19 protein-coding genes are annotated in these 19132 nt (G+C 62.7%); 8 read left to right on the forward strand and 11 right to left on the reverse strand.

The features are described from left to right. Positions 1 to 74: 74 nt before the first annotated feature. Positions 75 to 1421: an NADP-specific glutamate dehydrogenase gene (gene gdhA, locus CTR2_RS05755; protein WP_003064453.1), complete on the reverse strand. Its 1347-nt coding sequence runs from the start codon at positions 1419 to 1421 to the stop codon at positions 75 to 77. 525 nt (positions 1422 to 1946) lie between these two features. Between gdhA and CTR2_RS05760 the strand changes: the two genes are divergently transcribed. Beyond that, positions 1947 to 3443 (forward strand): MFS transporter, encoded by a 1497-nt coding sequence (locus tag CTR2_RS05760; RefSeq protein ID WP_087084747.1) that lies wholly within the window; start codon positions 1947 to 1949, stop codon positions 3441 to 3443. Next, positions 3440 to 4144, forward strand: coding sequence for an aspartate/glutamate racemase family protein (locus CTR2_RS05765; protein WP_087084746.1), 705 nt, complete (start codon positions 3440 to 3442; stop codon positions 4142 to 4144). Before CTR2_RS05760 ends, CTR2_RS05765 begins: the two co-directional genes overlap by 4 nt. A gap of 109 nt (positions 4145 to 4253) precedes the next feature. On the opposite strand, the gene CTR2_RS05770 is transcribed toward CTR2_RS05765, so the two are convergent. The 3 genes from CTR2_RS05770 to CTR2_RS05780 form a co-directional block, all read right to left on the reverse strand. Then, positions 4254 to 5129, reverse strand: a complete 876-nt coding sequence (locus tag CTR2_RS05770) for a MurR/RpiR family transcriptional regulator (protein ID WP_087085226.1) — start codon at positions 5127 to 5129, stop codon at positions 4254 to 4256. Between the two features lie 98 nt (positions 5130 to 5227). Further along, positions 5228 to 7471, reverse strand: coding sequence for a DNA mismatch repair endonuclease MutL (gene mutL / locus CTR2_RS05775; RefSeq protein ID WP_087084745.1), 2244 nt, complete (start codon positions 7469 to 7471; stop codon positions 5228 to 5230). A gap of 110 nt (positions 7472 to 7581) precedes the next feature. Further along, a complete protein-coding gene (locus tag CTR2_RS05780) occupies positions 7582 to 7827 on the reverse strand; it encodes a hypothetical protein (RefSeq protein ID WP_034365143.1) in 246 nt (81 codons plus the stop codon). A gap of 381 nt (positions 7828 to 8208) precedes the next feature. Between CTR2_RS05780 and CTR2_RS05785 the strand changes: the two genes are divergently transcribed. Continuing rightward, positions 8209 to 8862: a DedA family protein gene (locus CTR2_RS05785; RefSeq protein WP_003064464.1), complete on the forward strand. Its 654-nt coding sequence runs from the start codon at positions 8209 to 8211 to the stop codon at positions 8860 to 8862. A gap of 107 nt (positions 8863 to 8969) precedes the next feature. On the opposite strand, the gene CTR2_RS05790 is transcribed toward CTR2_RS05785, so the two are convergent. From CTR2_RS05790 to tsaE, 3 genes are all read right to left on the reverse strand, one after another. Continuing rightward, positions 8970 to 9185: a glycine zipper 2TM domain-containing protein gene (locus tag CTR2_RS05790; protein ID WP_003064466.1), complete on the reverse strand. Its 216-nt coding sequence runs from the start codon at positions 9183 to 9185 to the stop codon at positions 8970 to 8972. Positions 9186 to 9369: 184 nt separating this feature from the next. Continuing rightward, entirely contained in the window at positions 9370 to 10881 is a 1512-nt protein-coding gene (locus tag CTR2_RS05795; RefSeq protein WP_176391734.1) for an N-acetylmuramoyl-L-alanine amidase, read from the reverse strand. After that, positions 10878 to 11399 (reverse strand): tRNA (adenosine(37)-N6)-threonylcarbamoyltransferase complex ATPase subunit type 1 TsaE, encoded by a 522-nt coding sequence (tsaE, locus tag CTR2_RS05800; protein ID WP_087084744.1) that lies wholly within the window; start codon positions 11397 to 11399, stop codon positions 10878 to 10880. The genes CTR2_RS05795 and tsaE overlap by 4 nt, the downstream gene beginning before the upstream one ends. A gap of 12 nt (positions 11400 to 11411) precedes the next feature. Here tsaE and queG point away from each other — a divergent pair, with 12 nt between their 5' ends. Beyond that, complete coding sequence (gene queG, locus CTR2_RS05805; protein WP_087084743.1) at positions 11412 to 12452, forward strand: tRNA epoxyqueuosine(34) reductase QueG; 1041 nt, start codon at positions 11412 to 11414, stop codon at positions 12450 to 12452. 56 nt (positions 12453 to 12508) lie between these two features. On the opposite strand, the gene CTR2_RS05810 is transcribed toward queG, so the two are convergent. Beyond that, positions 12509 to 13417: an AEC family transporter gene (locus tag CTR2_RS05810; protein WP_087084742.1), complete on the reverse strand. Its 909-nt coding sequence runs from the start codon at positions 13415 to 13417 to the stop codon at positions 12509 to 12511. A 236-nt stretch (positions 13418 to 13653) separates the two neighbouring features. Here CTR2_RS05810 and CTR2_RS05815 point away from each other — a divergent pair, with 236 nt between their 5' ends. Continuing rightward, positions 13654 to 14634, forward strand: a complete 981-nt coding sequence (locus CTR2_RS05815) for a tripartite tricarboxylate transporter substrate binding protein BugE (protein ID WP_087084741.1) — start codon at positions 13654 to 13656, stop codon at positions 14632 to 14634. A gap of 267 nt (positions 14635 to 14901) precedes the next feature. Then, on the forward strand, positions 14902 to 15120 hold the full coding sequence (locus tag CTR2_RS05820) for a DUF4287 domain-containing protein (RefSeq protein ID WP_087085224.1): 219 nt from the start codon (positions 14902 to 14904) through the stop codon (positions 15118 to 15120). Between the two features lie 241 nt (positions 15121 to 15361). Here CTR2_RS05820 and CTR2_RS05825 read toward each other — a convergent pair whose 3' ends face one another. Next, complete coding sequence (locus CTR2_RS05825) at positions 15362 to 15637, reverse strand: hypothetical protein (protein WP_176391733.1); 276 nt, start codon at positions 15635 to 15637, stop codon at positions 15362 to 15364. A gap of 164 nt (positions 15638 to 15801) precedes the next feature. After that, entirely contained in the window at positions 15802 to 16047 is a 246-nt protein-coding gene (locus CTR2_RS05830; protein WP_087084740.1) for a hypothetical protein, read from the reverse strand. A 162-nt stretch (positions 16048 to 16209) separates the two neighbouring features. On the opposite strand from CTR2_RS05830, the gene xerD reads away from it, so the two are divergent. Next, on the forward strand, positions 16210 to 17166 hold the full coding sequence (xerD, locus tag CTR2_RS05835; protein WP_087084739.1) for a site-specific tyrosine recombinase XerD: 957 nt from the start codon (positions 16210 to 16212) through the stop codon (positions 17164 to 17166). 8 nt (positions 17167 to 17174) lie between these two features. Here xerD and CTR2_RS05840 read toward each other — a convergent pair whose 3' ends face one another. Beyond that, positions 17175 to 17825: a molybdopterin-dependent oxidoreductase gene (locus CTR2_RS05840; protein WP_087084738.1), complete on the reverse strand. Its 651-nt coding sequence runs from the start codon at positions 17823 to 17825 to the stop codon at positions 17175 to 17177. A gap of 224 nt (positions 17826 to 18049) precedes the next feature. Here CTR2_RS05840 and CTR2_RS05845 point away from each other — a divergent pair, with 224 nt between their 5' ends. Then, on the forward strand, positions 18050 to 19054 hold the full coding sequence (locus CTR2_RS05845; RefSeq protein WP_087085223.1) for a Bug family tripartite tricarboxylate transporter substrate binding protein: 1005 nt from the start codon (positions 18050 to 18052) through the stop codon (positions 19052 to 19054). Positions 19055 to 19132 lie beyond the last annotated feature (78 nt).

Here is a 19132-nt window from a genome sequence, read left to right on the forward strand (position 1 = left end):
TGTTTCACCGTCTGGCCGAGGACATGAAAAAAGGCCCCGAAGGGCCTTTCTTGCGAGTGCCGAGCGCCTGACGCTCAGATCACGCCTTGTGCCAGCATGGCGTCGGCCACCTTCACAAAGCCAGCGATGTTGGCGCCGTCGATGTAGCTGATGGTGCCGTCTTCGCGCTTGCCGTGCTTCACGCAAGCAGCGTGGATGCTTTGCATGATTTGCAGCAGACGGGCGTCCACTTCCTCAGCGGGCCAGGACAGGCGGGCCGAGTTTTGCGACATTTCCAGACCCGAAGTAGCCACGCCACCGGCGTTGGATGCCTTGCCGGGTGCGTACAGCACGCCGGCAGCTTCGAAGGCGCGGGCGGCTTCGTTGGTGGAAGGCATGTTGGCGCCTTCAGCCACGCACAGCACGCCGTTGGCGATCAGGGTCTTGGCATCGGCTTCGTTCAGTTCATTCTGGGTGGCGCAGGGCAGGGCCACGTCCACCTTGATGGACCAGGGGCTCTTGCCGGCCAGGAATTCCACGCCGGAAACCAGCTTGGCGTAGTCGCTGACGCGGCCGTACTTGTGGTTCTTCACGTCCATGAGGATGGCCAGCTTCTCGGTGGTGAAACCGGCGGCGTCATACACGGTGCCCGAGGAGTCGGACACGGTCACGACCTTGGCGCCCAGCTCCATGGCCTTTTCCACGGCGTACTGAGCCACGTTGCCCGAACCGGACACGGACACGGTCTTGCCTTCAAACGACTGGCCGCGAGTGGCCAGCATTTCACGGGCGAAGTACACGGTGCCGTAGCCAGTGGCTTCGGGGCGGATCAGCGAGCCGCCGAAGGACAGGCCCTTGCCCGTGAATACGGAAGCTGCAGTGTTCGACAGCTTCTTGTACATGCCGGCCATATAGCCCACTTCACGGCCGCCCACGCCGATGTCGCCAGCGGGCACATCGGTGTCGGGACCCACGTGGCGGAACAGTTCCGACACGAAAGCCTGGCAGAAGCGCATGACTTCGGCAGGGCTCTTGCCCTTGGGGTCGAAGTCGGAGCCGCCCTTGCCGCCGCCCATGGGCAGCGTGGTCAGTGCGTTCTTGAAGGTCTGCTCGAAAGCCAGGAACTTCAGCACGGACTGGTTCACCGAGGGGTGGAAGCGCAGACCGCCCTTGAAGGGGCCGATGGCCATGCTGTGCTGGATGCGGAAGCCGCGGTTCACCTGCACCTGGCCCTTGTCGTCAGTCCAGCTCACGCGGAACTGGATGATGCGCTCGGGTTCGACCAGGCGCTCCAGCAGGGCGTGCTCGGCGTACTTGGGATTCTTCTCGATGAAGGGCCACAGGCTTTCCATCACTTCGGTGACGGCTTGCAGGAATTCGGGCTGACCGGGGTTGCGTTGTGCCACTTCTTCCAGGAATTGGCCTACGGACTCGTACTTCATAGAGAACTTTCTGACAGGGACAGAGGAATGCGCTGAAACTCGCGAAACCAAAATTATGCCAAAAAGTTATGCCGTCATGCATGGATTCGGTGCATGAGAGCGCAATTCTGGTGCGTTCATGCCCAAACTTGGAACATTGAATTCGCATTTATTATTAGTTTTCAGGCACTTGGATGGTGCATTTGAAGTAAAGGATTTTTCATCGTTCTGTCGTAAAAACATTCTTTCAGCCTGCTGCGGGAGTTTTTCGTGTCGTGAAACCCTGCGCCATTCGTTCGCTGTACCCGATCTGTGATAGCACCACTGTGGTGCATGTGATTTCAGGCACGTAACCTGCAGTTGTGAAATTGTTTTTTCATCACGGCAGTCACATGAGCCTGGGGATGGCCTCTTTCACCAATCATCAGGGGCTGGGTAAACATGGATTTGAAAAAATGTTTTCATAATTTCAAATATGAAAAATAAATTTCAAATGCAGCTTACCGGCCCAGCGCCTGGGCGGTCATCAACACACAGGAGGTGGATATGGCAGGTGAGATCCCCGTGACGCCCTCGGCGTCAGGCAAGGCCAGTGCGGCGCAGATGCAGCAGCTGGAAAATGCGCTCAACCAGATCGGCGTGACGCGCTCGCACAAAAGCATCATCTTTCTGGTGGTCTGCGGCGTGCTCTTCGATGTGTTCGAGCAAAACGCGGTCGGCCTGGTCGGCCCTCTGCTGCGGCAGCAGTGGGGGCTGGACGCGACGGACATTGCCTTTCTCAACACCATCACCTTCTTTGCCGCCGCCATGGGGCGCCTGTTGTCGGGCTACCTGGCCGATCGCATGGGGCGGCGCTTCATGCTCAATGTGAACCTGGCGCTGTTCACGCTGGGTGCAGTCGGCTGCGCACTGGCACCCGGTTACGCTTTCCTGGCCGTGGCGCGTGCCATCGTGGGCTTTGGTCTGGGCGGAGAAATCACCACGGCCGTGACCATGCTGGCGGAGTTCTGCTCGGCCCGCTTTCGCGGCACGGCAGTCGGTCTCATCAATGTGGGTGGCGGCGGCCTCGGCAATATGCTGGCGCCGGCCTTTGCTCTGGGCGTGTTCACGCTGTTCCCCGGCGATGATTCCTGGCGCTGGCTGTTCGGCTGTCTGGTCATGCCGGCCATCTTCATCGTGTTCTACCGCCGCTTCGTGCCGGAGACGCCGCGCTTTCTGCTCTCCAAGGGCCGGGTCGAGGAAGCCAATCGGGTGCTGAGCATGCTGGCGGCCGGCAAGCTGGCCAATGCGCAGTACGAACTGCGCGAGTTCATCAGCCCAGGCAGCGCACAAGCGCAGACGGCTGCCGCGCAGACCGTGCAGCGCAGCTCCTTCACCGACATCTTCAGGGGCGGCTATGCGCGGCGCACGATTGCCGTGGGCGTGGCTTCGTGGATGACGTTTGGCGCGCAGCTCTCGGTGCTCACGCTGATGCCGACGATTCTGGTCGCCCAGGGATATTCCATCACCAAGAGCTTCAGCTTCACCATCGTCATGCAGATGGGCAGTCTGCTTGGTGCGATCGCAGCATCGACCATGGGCTATTACTTCCCGCGCAAGCGGGTGCTGACGGTAGGGGCGATTGCCGCCTGCCTTGCGGGGCTGGCGTTTGGCAACTTCACCGATAGCGTGGCCATGATCCTGGTCTGCGGTGCGCTGTTCCAGTTCTGCGTGCTGACGCTCAATACCTCCATCTGGATCTTTGCGCCCGAGCTCTACCCCACGCGCATCCGTGCGCTGGGAACCTCCTTCCTGCTGGCGCTGGGCACGATTGGCGGCGCCATGTCCCAGGTGCTGGCGGGCAGGATGTTCGACCTGCACGGAGTCTCCGGAATGTTCGGCATGATCGCGGCCATGTATTTCATCTTTGCGATTGCCGTGCAGTTTGCCCCCGAGACCTTTGGCCGCTCCATCGAGGAAGGCGCTGGCGGGGAATCCCATGCCGAGCAGGAGCCGGCCGCTGCTGCAGGCGTGGTCGCTGCTGCCCAGGAGCGCGCGGCATGAAGGCTGGCATGCATATTCTGCTGATCAATCCCAATACCTCGCAACAGACCACGGCGCTGATGCTCAGACAGGCGCGGGCCTGTCTACCGCCCGGCGTGCTGCTGCACGGCGCGACGGCCGAGCGGGGAGCGGCCATGATTACCGACGAGGCGGGGCTGAAGATCGCCGAGCAGGAGGTGCTGCGGCTGGGCCTGGCCTTTGCCCAGGGCGATGACAGCCAGGCTGGCCGGGCCATCATCGTGGCCGCGTTCGGCAATCCCGGATTGGAGTTGCTGCGCGCGGCCCTGCCGGAGCGGGTTGCCGCCTTCGGCATTGGCGAAGCCGCCATGCGGCAGGCCGCACAGGATGAGCAGGGCCGCCCGCGTCGCTTTGGCATTGCGACGACCACGCCGGGGCTGGAGGCTGCGATTGCCGCCTCGGTCGCGGCGCTGGGCCTGACGCCCTGGTTCTGCGGCACGCGCATTGCTCAGGGCGAGCCGCTGGCGCTGGCTGCGGACCCGGCCTTGCAGTGCGAGCGCCTGGGCGATGCCGTGGCCCAATGCGTGCAAAGCGATGGCGCACAGGCCGTGGTGATCGGCGGCGGCCCGCTGTCCGAAGCCGCGCTGTGGCTGGCGCCACGCTTTCAGGTGCCGGTGCTGTCGCCGGTGGTGGCCGCAGTGCAGGCGGCGCTGGCGGGCCTGACGCTCGCCGTCACCCAATGATGACTATTGGATGCTATTGATTGAAGAGCTTTTACCGCCAGTCAATCATGGATTTCAGATTGAAAAATATCTGAAATCTATGAATAACAAGCGCAACAAGCTTTTGATTTCATAGCATCTCGTCCAGCGCATCGTGGCTGGTCTCTATGGCCGCCATATGTCTGCGGCCCGGCTGCCCGCTTTGCTGCAAGGTAGCGGTGGCAATCAGGTGGCAGAGCATGAAAAGCGCCGTGTGGTTGTCCAGCGGTCCCGGCGCCGAGGTCTGTACGCGCAGCAGCCAGTCCGCCTCGGGGGCCGGGCTGGCATGGTCGGTGATGCAGATCAGGCGGGCGCCCAGCAGCCTGGCCTGGCGCGCGAACTCGCTGACCACGCGCACGCTGCGGCGCAGGGCAAAGATCACCACCACATCGTTTTCGCCGATCTGGGCCGCATATTCGCCCAGGGTCTCGCCGGCGCCGGGGATGACCTGGCTGGGCATCTCCAGTGCCTGCAGCAGCTGCCAGCGCAGATAGGCTGCAAAGTTGCGGTTCTGGCGATAGCCGACAAAGAACAGTTGGCGCGCGCCGATCAGGGCCGTGGCGATGTCCTCCAGCTGCTGTGCCGAAATCTGTCCGATGGTGACGGCCAGATTCTCCGAGGCCTGGCGCAGATGCGTGGCAATCACATCCGCCGTGGGCTTGCCCTGGGCCGATGCGGCCGCCAGAAACAGCGGCGAGCCGTTGTCGCCCTGAGCGCGTGCATGGCGGCGTGCATCCTCGTAGCCCTCATAGCCCAGCCGCTGTATGAAGCGCGTGACCGTGGCATTCGAGACCCCTGTGAGCTTGGCCATCTCGGCAGCCGCATAGCTCGACAGATTGCCGGGGAAGTCCAGCAGGAATTCCGCCAGCCGCCGCTCCGAGGGCGGCAGCTGCGGCAGGGCCGCACGCACGCGGGCGATGAAGGAATGGGCTTCGGCGGGTTCCGGGGTGAAGGGGCTGGGGGTCATGACTGCGGATGGCAAGCGGGTGCGCAGATCGTCCGGCCCGCTGTTTTGGTCGATACCGGCAATGTAGCGGCTATTTGGCGGCTGTTGCCGCCGGGCCATCAGCGCCCGCGCAGAAACAGCGCATCCAGCTCCTTCATGCTGAGCTGACGCCAGGTGGGGCGGCCGTGATTGCACTGGTCGGAGCGCTCGGTCACCTCCATCTGGCGCAGCAGCGCATTCATCTCGTCCAGCGTGAGCTTGCGGTTGGCGCGCACTGCACCGTGGCAGGCCATGGTGGCCAGAATCTCGTTGCGCGCGCGCTGCACCACGGTGGTTGCGTCATGCTGGGCCAGTTCGGCCAGCACGCTGCGCGCCAGCTCCACGGCATCGCCCTGGGCCAGCGTGGCCGGCACGGCCCGCACGGCCAGGGTCTTGGGCGAGAAGGGCGAGACCTCCATGCCCAGGGTCAGCAGGGTCTCGACATGGGCTTCGGCCGTGGCGACTTCCTCGGGCGTTGCGGCAAAGGTGGCGGGAATCAGCAGCGGCTGGCTGGGAATCTGTTCATCGCCATTTTCCGTATTCACGGCATTCTTGAGCTGTTCGTAGACGATGCGTTCATGGGCGGCATGCATGTCCACGATGACCATGCCCTGGCTGTTCTCGGCCAGGATATAGACGCCGTGCAGCTGGGCCACGGCACGTCCCAGCGGCCAGACGGGGGTGTTGTCTGCCGCAACCGCTACGGGTGGTTGCGTTGCAGGCGCTGCGGCATGTTCGGCAGTGTGCGTGGCCGCAGCCGGTTCGACCGGGGCTGCAACTGCTGCATTGGCAACGATCTCCGTAGCGGCTGGCGCTTCCTGCATCTGGGGGGCTGGCGCTTTTCGCTGAAAGTAGCTGGACTGGCCCGAAGGGCGCAGTCTGATGCCTTCGTCCTCGGGCTGAGGCACCGGGCTTGGCATGGCCGTGGTGTTGGTGATCGTGGTCGCGCCAGTGGCCGCTTCAGGTGTCGCTGCTGCGGCACTTGCTGGTGCCGGAGCCGGAGACGCCGTCGCCATCTGGGGCGCGGGTGCGGCTTCCGCAGTGGCTTCGCGCATGGGCTCCCAGAGCTTGGCCAGATCGCGCACGGGATTGCCGATGGCGGGTTCGCCAAAGCTCATGCGGGTTTGCGGCCAGGCTGGGGTTGCTGCGGGCTTGGTCGTGGCCTTGGCTGCGACAGGTGTGGCAGTGCTCTCGTCGATCAGGCCGGGCTGGCGTGCGGCTTCCTGGGCAGCCGCCTCGACCACGGCCGCAGCGCGCGGCGTGGCCAGCGCGTTCTCTATCGCGTGGCGCACGGCCTGGTGGACTTCGCGGCTGTCGCGAAAACGTACCTCGATCTTGGTGGGATGCACGTTCACATCCACACGTGCGGGGTCGATTTCGATATAGAGCGCATAGACCGGCTGCTTGTTGCCATGCAGCACGTCCTCGTATGCAGAGCGGGCCGCATGTGTCAATACCTTGTCGCGTACAAAGCGGCCGTTGACATAGCAGAACTGCTGGTCGGGGCGCGAGCGCGCCGCGTCCGGGATGCCGGCGCGGCCCGTGACGTGGACGGGGCCGGCCCAGTGATCGACGGCCACCGAGTTGTCGACAAACTTGTCGTTCAGCACATCGGCCAGGCGGCGCGACAAGGCTTCGTCGGGCGTGCTGCCGGCGGCGCGCCATTGCTCGACCAGCTTGCCTTCATGCCAGATGGCAAAGCCCACATCGGGGCGGGCCAGCGCGTGGCGACGCACGGACTCTATGCAGTGCGCGAGTTCGGTGGCATCGGTCTTGAGGAATTTGCGGCGCGCGGGCGTGGAGAAGAACAACTCCTTGACCTCCACGGTCGTGCCCTGGTTGCGTGCGGCGGGGCGCAGCTCGCCGCTGCGTGCATCCAGCAGATAGGCCGAGTCCTGACCTGCGGGGCGCGAGAAGATGGAGGTTTCCGATACCGAGGCAATGGCGGCCAGTGCCTCGCCGCGAAAGCCCATGGTGGCCACGGTTTCCAGATCGTGCAGATCGCTGATCTTGCTGGTGGCATGGCGGCGCAGGGCCACGGGCAGCTCGTCGCGAGGGATGCCGCAGCCGTCGTCTTCCACCGCGATCAGGCGCACACCGCCGGCCAGCAGGCGCACGGTGATCTGGCCGGCGCCCGAGTCCAGAGCGTTGTCTACCAGTTCGCGCACCACGGAGGCGGGGCGCTCGACCACCTCGCCGGCAGCGATCTGGCTGATCAGCTCGTCGGGCAGGTCGCGAATCGGCCGGCGCACCGGGGCAGCCTGGTCGGTGGTTTCGGTAGAGGAGGGGGAGAGTTCGGGGCTGGTTGCGTTCACGGCAACCATTCTAGGCGGCTGTACAAACCGGCCGGCAAGTGAGTTTTTTGAGGGGCGAAAATACAAAGAGCTGCCGGAGTATTTCTGGCAGCTCTTCGTTCAGCCCGCGGACGCAGGGCTTAGTGGCGGCGGTAGCCGCCCTTGGTCAGTTCGTTACCGATCAGCGCACCGGCGGCAGCACCGCCGATGGTGCCCACGGGACCGCCAAACAGCACGTTGCCCACTGCACCGCCGGCCACGGCACCTGCGCCGATACCGACTTGCTGACGGCTGGGGCCATGGGCGCAGCCGCCCAGTGCCAGGGCGCCGGTCAATGCGGCTGCCAGAGTCAGGGCCTTGCCATAGCGCATGGTGAATGTCTTCATGTTCGTATTCCTCTCGTCGTGCTAGTTATGGAAAGCGGTCTGGTCTCTGTGCCCACTCCTGCACATGCGAGAGGCTGGAGACGCCGGACTTTGTTGGCCAGGGGGCCGATGTCGTGATTTGCAATGCACGGCTTGCGGCGACACATCTCTACTGTGCCAGCAGAAATGGCAAGCTGACGTATTGTTGACGTTTAGTTTTATCAAAACTTGTAACAAACCAGCATTAAAGGGCCGGCCTTGTTGCAGTCTGCAAGCAGCTGTGAGTTTGCTCTCAAAAACATGGCACTCCAGCAAGGGGTGGAGCATCTGCGGGCTTTGGGGGCGCAGTACATTACTGGCCGGCATACGCCGGTATGCCAATCCATTTTTGAGGACCGTGTTTTGGAAATCATTCAGTTTCTGATCGACTTCATCCTGCATATCGACAAGCATCTGGAAGCCTTTGTCGTGGCCTATGGGCCCTGGGTGTATGCCCTGCTGTTCATCATCGTGTTTGTCGAAACCGGTGTGGTGGTCATGCCTTTCCTGCCCGGTGACTCGCTGATGTTCATCGTCGGCGCGCTGTGCGGTGCCGGCTACATGAGCTACCCGTTGGCGGTGGTGGTGCTGCTGGCAGCAGCCATCCTGGGCGATCAGAGCAATTACACGATAGGCCGCTACCTGGGCCCCAAGGTGTTTCAGTGGGAGGACTCGCGCTGGTTCAACCGCAAGGCTTTTGACCAGGCCCACAACTTCTATGAGCGCTATGGCGGCGTGACCATCATTCTTGCGCGCTTCATGCCCTTTATCCGCACCTTTGCACCTTTCGTGGCCGGTGTGGCCCATATGAGCCGCGCCAAGTTCAGCCTGTTCAATGTCGTGGGGGCCGTGCTGTGGGTGGTGGGCATCAGCGCCGCAGGCTACTTCTTCGGCAATATGGAGTGGGTGAAGAACAATCTCGAAAAAATCATCTGGGGTCTGATCCTGGTGCCCGGCTTGATCGCCATCTTCGGTGCCTGGCGCGCCGGCAAGGCCGAAAAGGCCAGGACCGCCTGATCTGTGCTCTTGGCTGCGCTTTGCGCCGACCAGAAAAGCGCTGACCCATGAAAAAGCCCCGGCATGCCGGGGCTTCTTTTTTGGGCATTCAGATCGGATCGAGGCGCTTATTTGCGCTTGCCTACCTCGTTGCCGATCAGCGCGCCTGCCGCGGCGCCGCCTACGGTGCCCAAAGTGGAACCAAACAGTGCATCACCGACCACGCCGCCAGCGACGGCGCCGACACCGGTGCCGATCTGGGCATTGGTGGGCGAGGTGGAGCAGCCTGCCATGGCAAGCGTGAAGGCTGCAGACACGGTGATGGCAAGAGTTCGCAGTTTCATGAGGTCTCTCCTGTACAGCTGCCGTAGAGGCCAGCTTTCATAAGAACATGCCCTGATCTTGAACCTTTTGCCCTGGCTTTCAGGTAGGAGAGAGGGCCAAGCCTGTGTCATTCAGGCTTGGCGACTGTCATCAAGCCGGCTTGTCGGCTGACAGCCAGCACGGCTGTTTTGTGTAAGCACGCACTTAAACCGATCGGCTGCGCGCCAGGGGCGGGTTGTGGGCGAAGTACTTGCGTATGCCCGTCATCAGCGCATCGGCCAGTTGCTCGCGGTAGGCGGCAGAGGCCAGCTTGGCTTCCTCCTCGGGGTTGCTGATGAAGGCCGTTTCCACCAGCACGCTGGGAATGTCGGGCGCCTTCAGCACGGCAAAGCCGGCCTGCTCCACGCGGGCCTTGTGCAGCTTGGCCATGCCGCCGATTTCGCCCAGCAGCGAGGTACCCAGCTTGAGGCTGTCCTTGATCTGGGCGGTGGTGCTCATGTCCAGCAGCATGCGCTGCACATGCTGGTCCTGCAGTCCGCCCACGTTCAGACCGCCCACGAGGTCGGCCTGATTTTCCTTGTTGGCCAGCCAGCGGGCGGCCGTGCTCGAGGCGCCGCGTTCGCTGAGCGCAAACACACTGGCACCGCGCGCCGCGGGGGTGGTGAAGGCATCGGCATGGATGCTGATGAACAGATCGGCCTGGACGCGGCGGGCTTTTTCCACGCGTGTGGCCAGGGGCACGAAGAAGTCGGCATCGCGCGTCATGAAGGCGCGCATGGGGCTGCCGCCGATGCGTGAGTTGTTGATGCGCTCGCGCAGCAGATGGGCGACCTTGAGCACCACGTCTTTTTCACGCAGGCCGCTGGGACCGGTGGCGCCGGGGTCTTCGCCGCCATGGCCGGGGTCCAGTGCCACGATGATGATCCGGTCCGTGCTTTGCGAGGTGGCAATATTGGGTGCAGGCCTGGGGGCCGGTGCCGGGCGTGGCGCGGGAGCCGGTGGCGGCGGCACGGGAGCCGGTGCCGGAGCCTGTGCAATTACTGCGGGAGCCGGTGCTGGCGCGCTGGGCCGCTGGTTGCGCTGGGCAATCAGATCACCCAGAGGGTCGGCCGCGGGGGCTGTCGCAATCGCTGCAGGGGGTGGTGTCGTGATGGCAGGGTTGTGTGGTGCCGGCGCGGCGGCCGTGCTGCCGGCATCGCGCAGGCGCTCGCTGATCAGGGCTTCCAGCGGATCCACGGCCTTGGCGGGGTAGAGATCCAGCACCAGCCGGTGCTTGTAGGGCGAGATCGGGGCCAGCGTGAAGACCTGGGGCCTGGCTTCCTGCTTGAGGTCTATCACCAGGCGCACTACGCCAGGTGCAAACTGGCCGACGCGGATGCTGGCGATATTGGGGTCGTCGGAGCGGACCTTGGCCACCAGTTCCTTGAGCGCCGGGTTCAGATCCAGGCCCTCGATATCGACGGCCAGCCGCGGCGGGCTGGGCACGAAGACCGGCTTGGCCGTCAGCGGAATATCGGATTCCAGCGTGACACGCGAGTAGTCGGGGGCGGGCCAGACGCGCACGGCCACGATGCTTGCGCCTTGCGCAATATGCTGGCGGCCCAGCAGCAGAACCACGCCGCCTGCCTGCAGCAGATTGCGGCGGGAAAGACCTGGTCGGGAAGAGCCCGGTCGGGGCAGATCCGGAAAAGCCGTGGAGGAAGTTGTTTTGCTCATGCCGTCAATGCTTCAAGCACGGTGCAGCCTGCGGGGGTGCCGGCCTTGAGCGTCACCTGTCGCTGCACATCGTCAATTGCTTCGATATGGATAGCTATATCCGCAACAGGTGTAACCGCTGCAGCCTTTTCGGGCCATTCTGCCAGCTTGAGTCCGGCGCTGGCAAAAATGTCACGAAAACCTGCATCTTCCCATTCACGCGGATCGTCGAAGCGATAGAAGTCGAAGTGCCAGATCGAGAGATCGCCGGCCTCATGTGGCTCCACCACCGCATAGGTCGGGCTCTTGATGCGGCCCTGCACGCCCAGGGCGCGCAACCAGTGGCGCACCAGCGTGGTCTTGCCCGCACCCAGGTCGCCATGCAGAGTCACATAGGCGTTGCGCAGCTCGGGCAGGGCGGCCAGTTGCCGGGCGAAGCGCTCGGTATCCTGTTCGCTCTGCCAGAGTATCTGGCGCTGCGCCAGCGCCGGTGTGGGCTCGCTTCCTACAATTCGGGGAGTATGTTGAGCAGCAGTCAATTGGTTCCTTTGATGCAAGCTTGGGCTCGCGAGCTGGGATTCTCCCAAATCGGCGTGGCGGGCGTGGATTTGTCCTCGGCAGAGCCCGGTTTGCTGCAATGGTTGGCGCAGGGCTTTCATGGCGAGATGCATTACATGCAGGCCCATGGTTTGAAACGAGCCCGGCCTGCGGAATTAGTTCCCGGCACGGTGAGCGTGATCACCGCGCGCATGGATTATCTGCCGCGCGAGACCGGGGACGGCTGGCAGGCCGTGGAATGGGAGCGGCTCAAGCGTCCCGAAGAAGGCATTGTCTCCCTCTACGCCAGAGGCCGTGACTATCACAAGGTGCTGCGCAACCGCCTGCAGAAGCTGGCTGAACGCATCGCACAGGAGATAGGCCCGTTCGGCCACCGTGCCTTTACCGACTCCGCCCCGGTGCTGGAGGCCGAGCTGGCCAGCCGCAGCGGCCAGGGCTGGCGCGGCAAACACACGCTGGTGCTGAGCCGCGAGGCCGGATCGATGTTCTTTCTGGGCGAGATCTATGTGGACTTTGCGCTCGAGCCCACCGCCGCAGTCACGGCGCACTGCGGCAGTTGCTCGTCCTGCATCGACGCCTGCCCCACGGGCGCCATCATCGCGCCGCACAAGGTCGATGCGCGGCGCTGCATCTCCTATCTGACCATCGAACATGCGGGAAGCATTCCCGAGGAACTGCGGCCCTTGATGGCCAACCGCATCTATGGCTGCGATGACTGCCAGCTGGCCTGTCCCTGGAACAAGTTTGCCCATCCCAGCGTCTTGCCGGACTTCGACGCCCGCGCCGGACTGGCTGGCACTCAGCTGGTGCATTTCCTGGCCTGGGATGAAGCCACGTTTTTGCGAGTGACCGAGGGCAGCCCCATTCGCCGCATTGGCCATGCGCGCTGGCTGCGCAATGTGGCCGTGGCCCTGGGCAATGCCTGGCGCGAAACCGGCAGGCCCGAACTCAGGGCCGCACTGCAGAGCCGGGCCGATCATCCCGACCCCGTGGTGGCCGAGCATGTGGCCTGGGCGCTGGCCCAGCGTGCTTGACTTTTAGTGAAATTGACCTTTATTGCTTATCCAGTAAGCACAAGAAGCTATCAAATTCAAATGCCGATCAGCCAGAGTCCGAAGGGCAGGCTGAGCACGCCCAGCATCGTGGACAGCGACACCAGACTGGCCACAAACGAGCCTTCATAGCCCATGCGCACAGCCAGCACATAGCAGGACGAGGCAGTAGGCAGGCTGGAGAACGCCATCAGCGCAATCGCCTGCGGCTGGTTGAGGTGGAACAGCTGAACCATGGCAAAGGCGATCAGCGGCTGTATGGCATGGCGTATCAGCAGCAACTCGCTGGCCAGCAGCTTGTTGCTGGCCAGTGCACTGAGCTTGAGACCGGCGCCGGCGGCCATCAGGCCTAGGGCGATCGAGGCAGCGCCGATACGGGCCACGGGGGCTTCCAGCAAGGCCGGAATCTTCAGTCCGGCGGCATTGAACAGCAGGGCGCTGACGGTGGCGATGATCAGCGGGTTGCGCATCAGATGCCCGACAAAATGCTGGCCGCTGCCGCGCGCCATGGGCCAGACGGCGGCCACATTGAACAGCGGCACGGACACGCCGATCAGCACCGAGACATAGAGCAGTCCGTCCGGCCCTGCCAGGCGCGAAACCAGCGCCAGCGCGATAAAGGAGTTGAAGCGAAACGCCACTTGCGCTGCTCCCGCATAGCTGCGTGCATCGATGCGCCGGCCCAGAAACGGCAGGTGTGGAAGGCTGTAGGTCAGCGCAATGCCCAGCAGGCCTCCCAGCACACCGGCGGCCAGCAATTGACTGGCGTCGCCCCACTGGATCGGGTTGCGAGTGATGGAGTGAAACAGCAGCACCGGAAACAGCAGGTAGTAGACGAGCTGCTCCACGGCTTGCCAGACGCTGCGGTTGATGGGCGTGAAACGGCACAGCACATAGCCCAGCACGATGAGCGCGAAATCGGGAAAAAGCAGTTCTAGATAGTTCACGGCCTGTAAGCATAGGGCCGGTCATAGGTTTGCTGAGAGAAAGCTGTCGCCAAGTTTCTATGTAGTAGTACTTACTGTTGTCGCTCGTTTCATTCGCGCTGAACTTTGATGCGCTTCAAGGAAATGCTGTGAATCTAGGGTAATTACTGAGAAATCAGGGCTAACAAGAATGTGTCGGGTTTTTTGCGGCACGTACCATCAGCCGTTAATTTCAGAACTCATAAGGAGACCCCTTCATGAATCGTCGTATGTGCGTGGGCCTGACAATGGCTCTGGCAACTGTAGGTTTCTCGACTGGTGTGTTGGCTGAGGCCAACTACCCCACCAAGCCCATCAAGCTGCTGGTGCCCTTTGCCGCAGGCGGCACGACCGACATCATTGCGCGTGTGATCGCCGAGCCGCTGAGCAGGGAGCTGGGCCAGTCCGTGGTGGTGGACAACAAGGGCGGCGGCGGCGGCGTCATCGGTGCGCAGGAAACCGCGCGTCAGAAGCCCGACGGCTACAACCTGGGCATTTCCACGCTGTCGACCATGGCCACCAATCCGGCCATCAACCCCAAGACTCCCTACAACCCGCTGACGGACTTCACGCCCATCATCAACATTGCGGCCACGCCCAATGTGATCGCCGTGAACCCCAAGTTCCCCGGCGCGGCGAACTACAAGGCTTTCGAGGCCGAACTCAAGGCCAATCCCGGCAAGTACTCCTATGGCTCGTCCGGTACGGGCGGCATCCAGCACATGCTGATGGAGCTGTACAAGTCGCTGACCGGCATCCAGATGACCCATGTGCCTTATCGTGGCGCGGGCCCGGCCCTGAACGACGCGGTTGCCGGCCAGATCCCCATGATTCTGGACAACCTGCCTTCGGCGCTGCCCTTCATCAAGGACAACCGCCTCAAGGCCATCGCCGTGGCAGCTCCCCAGCGTCTGGCCGTGCTGCCTGACGTGCCCACCTTCAAGGAAGTGGGTCTGCCCCAGGTCAATCGCATGGCTTCCTATGGCATTCTGGGTCCCAAGGGCATGGACAAGGCCATGGTCGACAAGATCAATGCCGCTGTGAAGAAGGTGCTGCAGGACCCTGCGGTCAAGAAGCGTATCGAAGACACCGGCTCGCTGGTGGTGGGCAACTCTCCTCAGGAATTCGCCAAGGAACTGAAGGAAGAGTTCGAAACCTACAAGCAGGTCGTGGCCAAGCAGAAGCTGACACTGGACTAAGCAACTGATCTGCTGCCGATGCAGTAGCGGATACCGCAAGCCCGAATGGCCTTTGAGGCCATTCGGGCTTTGTTTTTATATGCGAGGGCCGGGACAGGGCGATGAGGCGGGCTGATTTCGGCCCTGAGCAGCCAATCGATACAGGAAAACAAGACCGGGTGAGGGTGAACAAGCCAAAGAAGCATCAATGTGCTCATTGTCCAAGGCATTGAGCACGGTTTGTCGGATGTTTGCGTCAGATTCTTTATCCAGTCATCGGAGGTGTGCATGACAAGTGAACAGAAGATCAAAGGACCCGCGTCCTACTTCCCTTCCATCGAGAAGGCCTATGGAAAGCCGATCACGCACTGGCTCAAGATTCTCGATGAGCTGCGCGATAAAAAACATATGGAGCAGGTCGCACATCTCAAGCTCGAGCACGGCATCGGTCATGGACATGCGAACGCGCTTGTTGCCTACCATAGGGCACAGCCAGGCGCTTGTTAGGTGACTCAGGCCGATGCCGCTTCATTGCGTGTCGTATGGCCATGCAGTGCATATGCCGAAAAAGCCGGGCTTCCAGCCCTGTCTGCCGTTACTTTGGGTGCCAATCTGGACTGCAAGCGCCTGATGCGGGCTAGTACCGCTGTCGTCTGCACGGCATGAGGTTTCCCTATCCACCCGAGCAATCAAATTCAAGAGGGTGCGGCGTGAAACGTTGCGGTTCTGGCCATCGCGGATAGCGATTTCAGATGGGAAGCCAGTGACTGGCGGTGGCGGTCTGTTTCCGCAACTGTCCAGGCTGCCGGAGGTTGCAGAAGCTCATGCCGATGCGTGGAGCGAGGTGCATCAGCCGATGGTCTGGGCGGTCTTCTGCGCCTTGCACAAAGATGCGGCCTTGAGCTTCAAGGCGGGCCGAGGCCGGATTGCGAAATCGAATCTCGATATGAGGCATCTGCGCCAGAAGTACCAGGAGAGCCTGTTCGCCAGCAGCAGTCACTACCGCGCCGGAGGCTGTGTGCATATCGGCGCGAGATGGCGACCTGGGCGGGATCCAGGCATTCTCTCAAGCCGGCTCACTTCGGCAAGCTGTCGCTTGTGGCTCGGCTTCAGCATTGAGTACCCGTTTCCGGCCGGATCAGGCGGCGGCTCAGGGCCGTTTGCGCCACGGCAGGCGAAGTGGATGGGCTAAAGCTGGGTGAGCTCGACAGCGTCGTTGAGTCCAAGTGCCTCATCGAGGAGGCTTTGCAACGCTACGGCCGCGACAGTGCGATCCGCTAGGTGGTCGATGAAATAGAAACCGTCCGACCCTATCGCGTAGCTGTAGATCTCGCCCATCACTTCTGGATTGCTCGGGTTTGGCAACCTTCCACGCAGCGCAGTGGGATCGTAATTGCCTGGTACGACACATTTGATTTTGTACTCTCGTCCCATGTCTCCCAATCCGTCTTCAGTCTGAGTTTGTCCGCCCTGAGCTTACTCCACGGCCAACTTCGAGCATGGGTTGCCTCTGGCCCGCGATCTGACCAGTAGCTCCATATCGCATGGGCCCGCCTTCAAACCTGCACGGCCTTCGTCAGCGTGTACGCTAGCCCCATGTCCGACGCCCCCAAAAAAGCCCGCAAACCGCAGATTCCCGATGACTGGCCGCAGCCCTTGCCGCAGAGCCAGCATGCGCTCGATCAGTTCATCGATGCCCTGTTGCTGGAGGACGGGCTTTCGCGCAATACCCTGTCCGCCTATCGGCGTGACCTGACGGCGGCTGCGCGCTGGCTGGCGCGGCTGCAGCCGCCCAAGGCGCTGGATGCTGCGCTGGAAGGCGATCTGCAGGGCTATTTCACGGCCCGTGTAGACGACACCAAGGCCACCTCCTCGAACCGTAGGCTGACGGTGTTGCGTCGCTACTTTCACTGGGCGCTGCGTGAAAAGCGCATCGCTGCCGACCCCACGGTGCGCATGCTGGCGGCCAAGCAGCCGCAGCGCATGCCCAAGACCTTGACCCAGGAGCAGGTGGAGGCCCTGCTCAATGCGCCCGATGTGGACAGCCCGCTGGGCTTGCGCGATCGCGCCATGCTGGAGCTGATGTATGCCAGCGGACTGCGTGTCAGCGAGCTGGTGGGCGTGCGCGTGCATGAACTGGACTTGCGCTCGGGCGTGCTGCGCGTGACGGGCAAGGGACGCAAGGAGCGGCTGGTGCCGTTCGGCCAGGAGGCGCAGCACTGGCTGGAGCGCTATCTGCAGCAGGCGCGTGCCGTGATTCTGGGAGGGCAGCAGACCGAGGAGGTGTTTGTGACCCAGCGCGGCGCGGGCATGAGTCGCGTGATGTTCTGGGTCATCGTCAAGAAATGCGCGCAAATTGCAGGTGTGAACTCGCCGCTGTCGCCACATACGCTGCGCCATGCGTTTGCCACCCATTTGCTCAACCATGGTGCCGACCTTCGCGTGGTGCAGATGCTGCTGGGGCATGCCGACATCTCCACCACCACCATCTACACCCATGTGGCGCGCGAGCGGCTCAAGGCTCTGCATGCCGAGCATCACCCGCGCGGCTGAGCCGCTACCTAGGCTGTCGCGCTGCCGAGCTGCAGGTGGTACAGCCCCCAGACGGCGGCAGGAAAGCGTTGCTTGACGGGCAATTGGCCGAGCTCCGGAATCTGATGGGCTGCAAAAATGGCCCAGAGCGGGCCCACGCCGCCCATGGCCAGCGGCACGCCGTCCAGCTGGGTGGCGATCAGCATGCGCCAGCGCACGGCCTGGGCCAGTGGTATCTGGCTGCGATAGCCATCTATGCCCTGCAAGGTCAGTTGCAGGCCGCGCGCCATGGCCTGGCCTACATCCACGCCGGCGGCCTGCAGGACCTGCTCCAGCAGCGGGCCTTGCAGGCTGTGCTCGGCTTCGTCGTATTCAAGCGTGGTCCTGAATGTCTGCTGCTCCAGGCTGTTGAGTGCATCCATGCCGCAGGACCAGGCTGCATCGAACAGATAGCCATGGATGATCAGCATGCGGTCCGCCACGGCCTGCGGCTTGCCGCGATTGGCCTGCACACCGGGGCCGCTGATGGTGAGCACTGAGGGTTGCAGTCCATCGAGCACACAGGTGCGGGAGGCCTTGCGTGCGGCCGCGGCGGGTAGAGCCATGGCGCCCAGCGCAGCGCCTGCAGCACCGCTTCGCAGCAAGATGGAGCGACGTGATAGAGGTTGCTTTTCTGCCATGGGGCGCTTTCTTTGTGGAGATTGCTGCAGTCTAGCGGCAAGCCTTGCGGGCGTCATTGCGACACATCGATGAAGATGTTGGTCGACTGAAGTGCTGGTCTATTTGAATGTTTGTAGTTTTATTTTGATGTTTTACGTCCAATGAATTGACGAATCGTCGTCCAAATCAACCGGGGAATTCACTTTGGTCAAAAATGCAGGTCTTGATTTTTGGATTTCGAGTGATGACTAACTTTCTGCGTCGCAGCATGCTGACCTGTGCCCTGGCAGCCGTGCTGCCTGCCACCTTGTCCCTGAATGTCCAGGCGGCCGACAAAGCCGACGCGGCTGGCTGGCCCAGCCGTCCCATTCGTCTGGTGGTGTCCTACCCTGCCGGTGGTGTCAGCGATGTGGTGGCCCGTGCACTGGGTGAAAAGCTGTCGCAGTCGCTGGGTCAGTCGGTGGTGATCGACAACAAGGCCGGCGCGGGTGGCGCGATTGGCCTGGATCAAGTCGCCAAGTCCAACCCCGATGGCTATACGCTGGGCTTTTCGTCCATCAGCCCGCTGACGCTGAGCCCCCATCTGGGCAAGCCGCTGTTCGACCCGCACAAGGATATCGTTCCCGTGGTCAGCGTGATGTACTCGCCCGTGCTGCTGCTGGGCACGACCCGTCTGGCAGTCAAGAGCTTTCCCGAGCTGATGACCCAGGCCAAGGCCCACCCCGGCGATGTCCGCTGGGCCACGGCCGGTCTGGCGTCGCTGGGCCACATCATGCTCGAGCAGATTGCCGATCAGGGCAAGGTGCAGATCACCCATGTGCCTTACAAGGGCGGTGGCCAGCAGCTCAATGACGGCCTGAGTGCACAGTTCGAGGTGTTGTCCACGAATGCCGGCCCGGCCGTGATGCAGCACATCAAGGCCGGCAAGTTCAAGGCCCTGGCCGTGGGGGCTCCGGCGCGTCTGGACTCGCTGCCCCAGGTGCCCACGCTGGCTGAGCTGGGTTACAAGAACGCCAACACCACATCGGTCTTCGGCATCTTCGCTCCCGCAGGTGTGCCTGCCCCCGTGCTGGCTCGCCTGAATGCCGAGGTGAACAAGGCGCTGGCGCTGCCCGAGATCCGTCAGCGCCTGGAAGCCACGGACAATGTGCCTACCGGCGGCAAGGCTGCGGACTTTGCCAAGCAGATCGAGGCCGAGTCCAGGTCCAACGCCCAGATCATCAAGGCTGCAGGCATCCAGACCAACTGATCGGGACTTTCTTGAATGAAAAAGGGCTTGCGGTCACATCGGCCGCAAGCCCTTTTTCGTTGTGCTCAACCAGCGCAC

The sequence above is a fragment of the Comamonas thiooxydans genome (genome assembly GCF_002157685.2).
GTDB classification, from domain to species: Bacteria; Pseudomonadota; Gammaproteobacteria; order Burkholderiales; family Burkholderiaceae_C; genus Comamonas; species Comamonas testosteroni_H.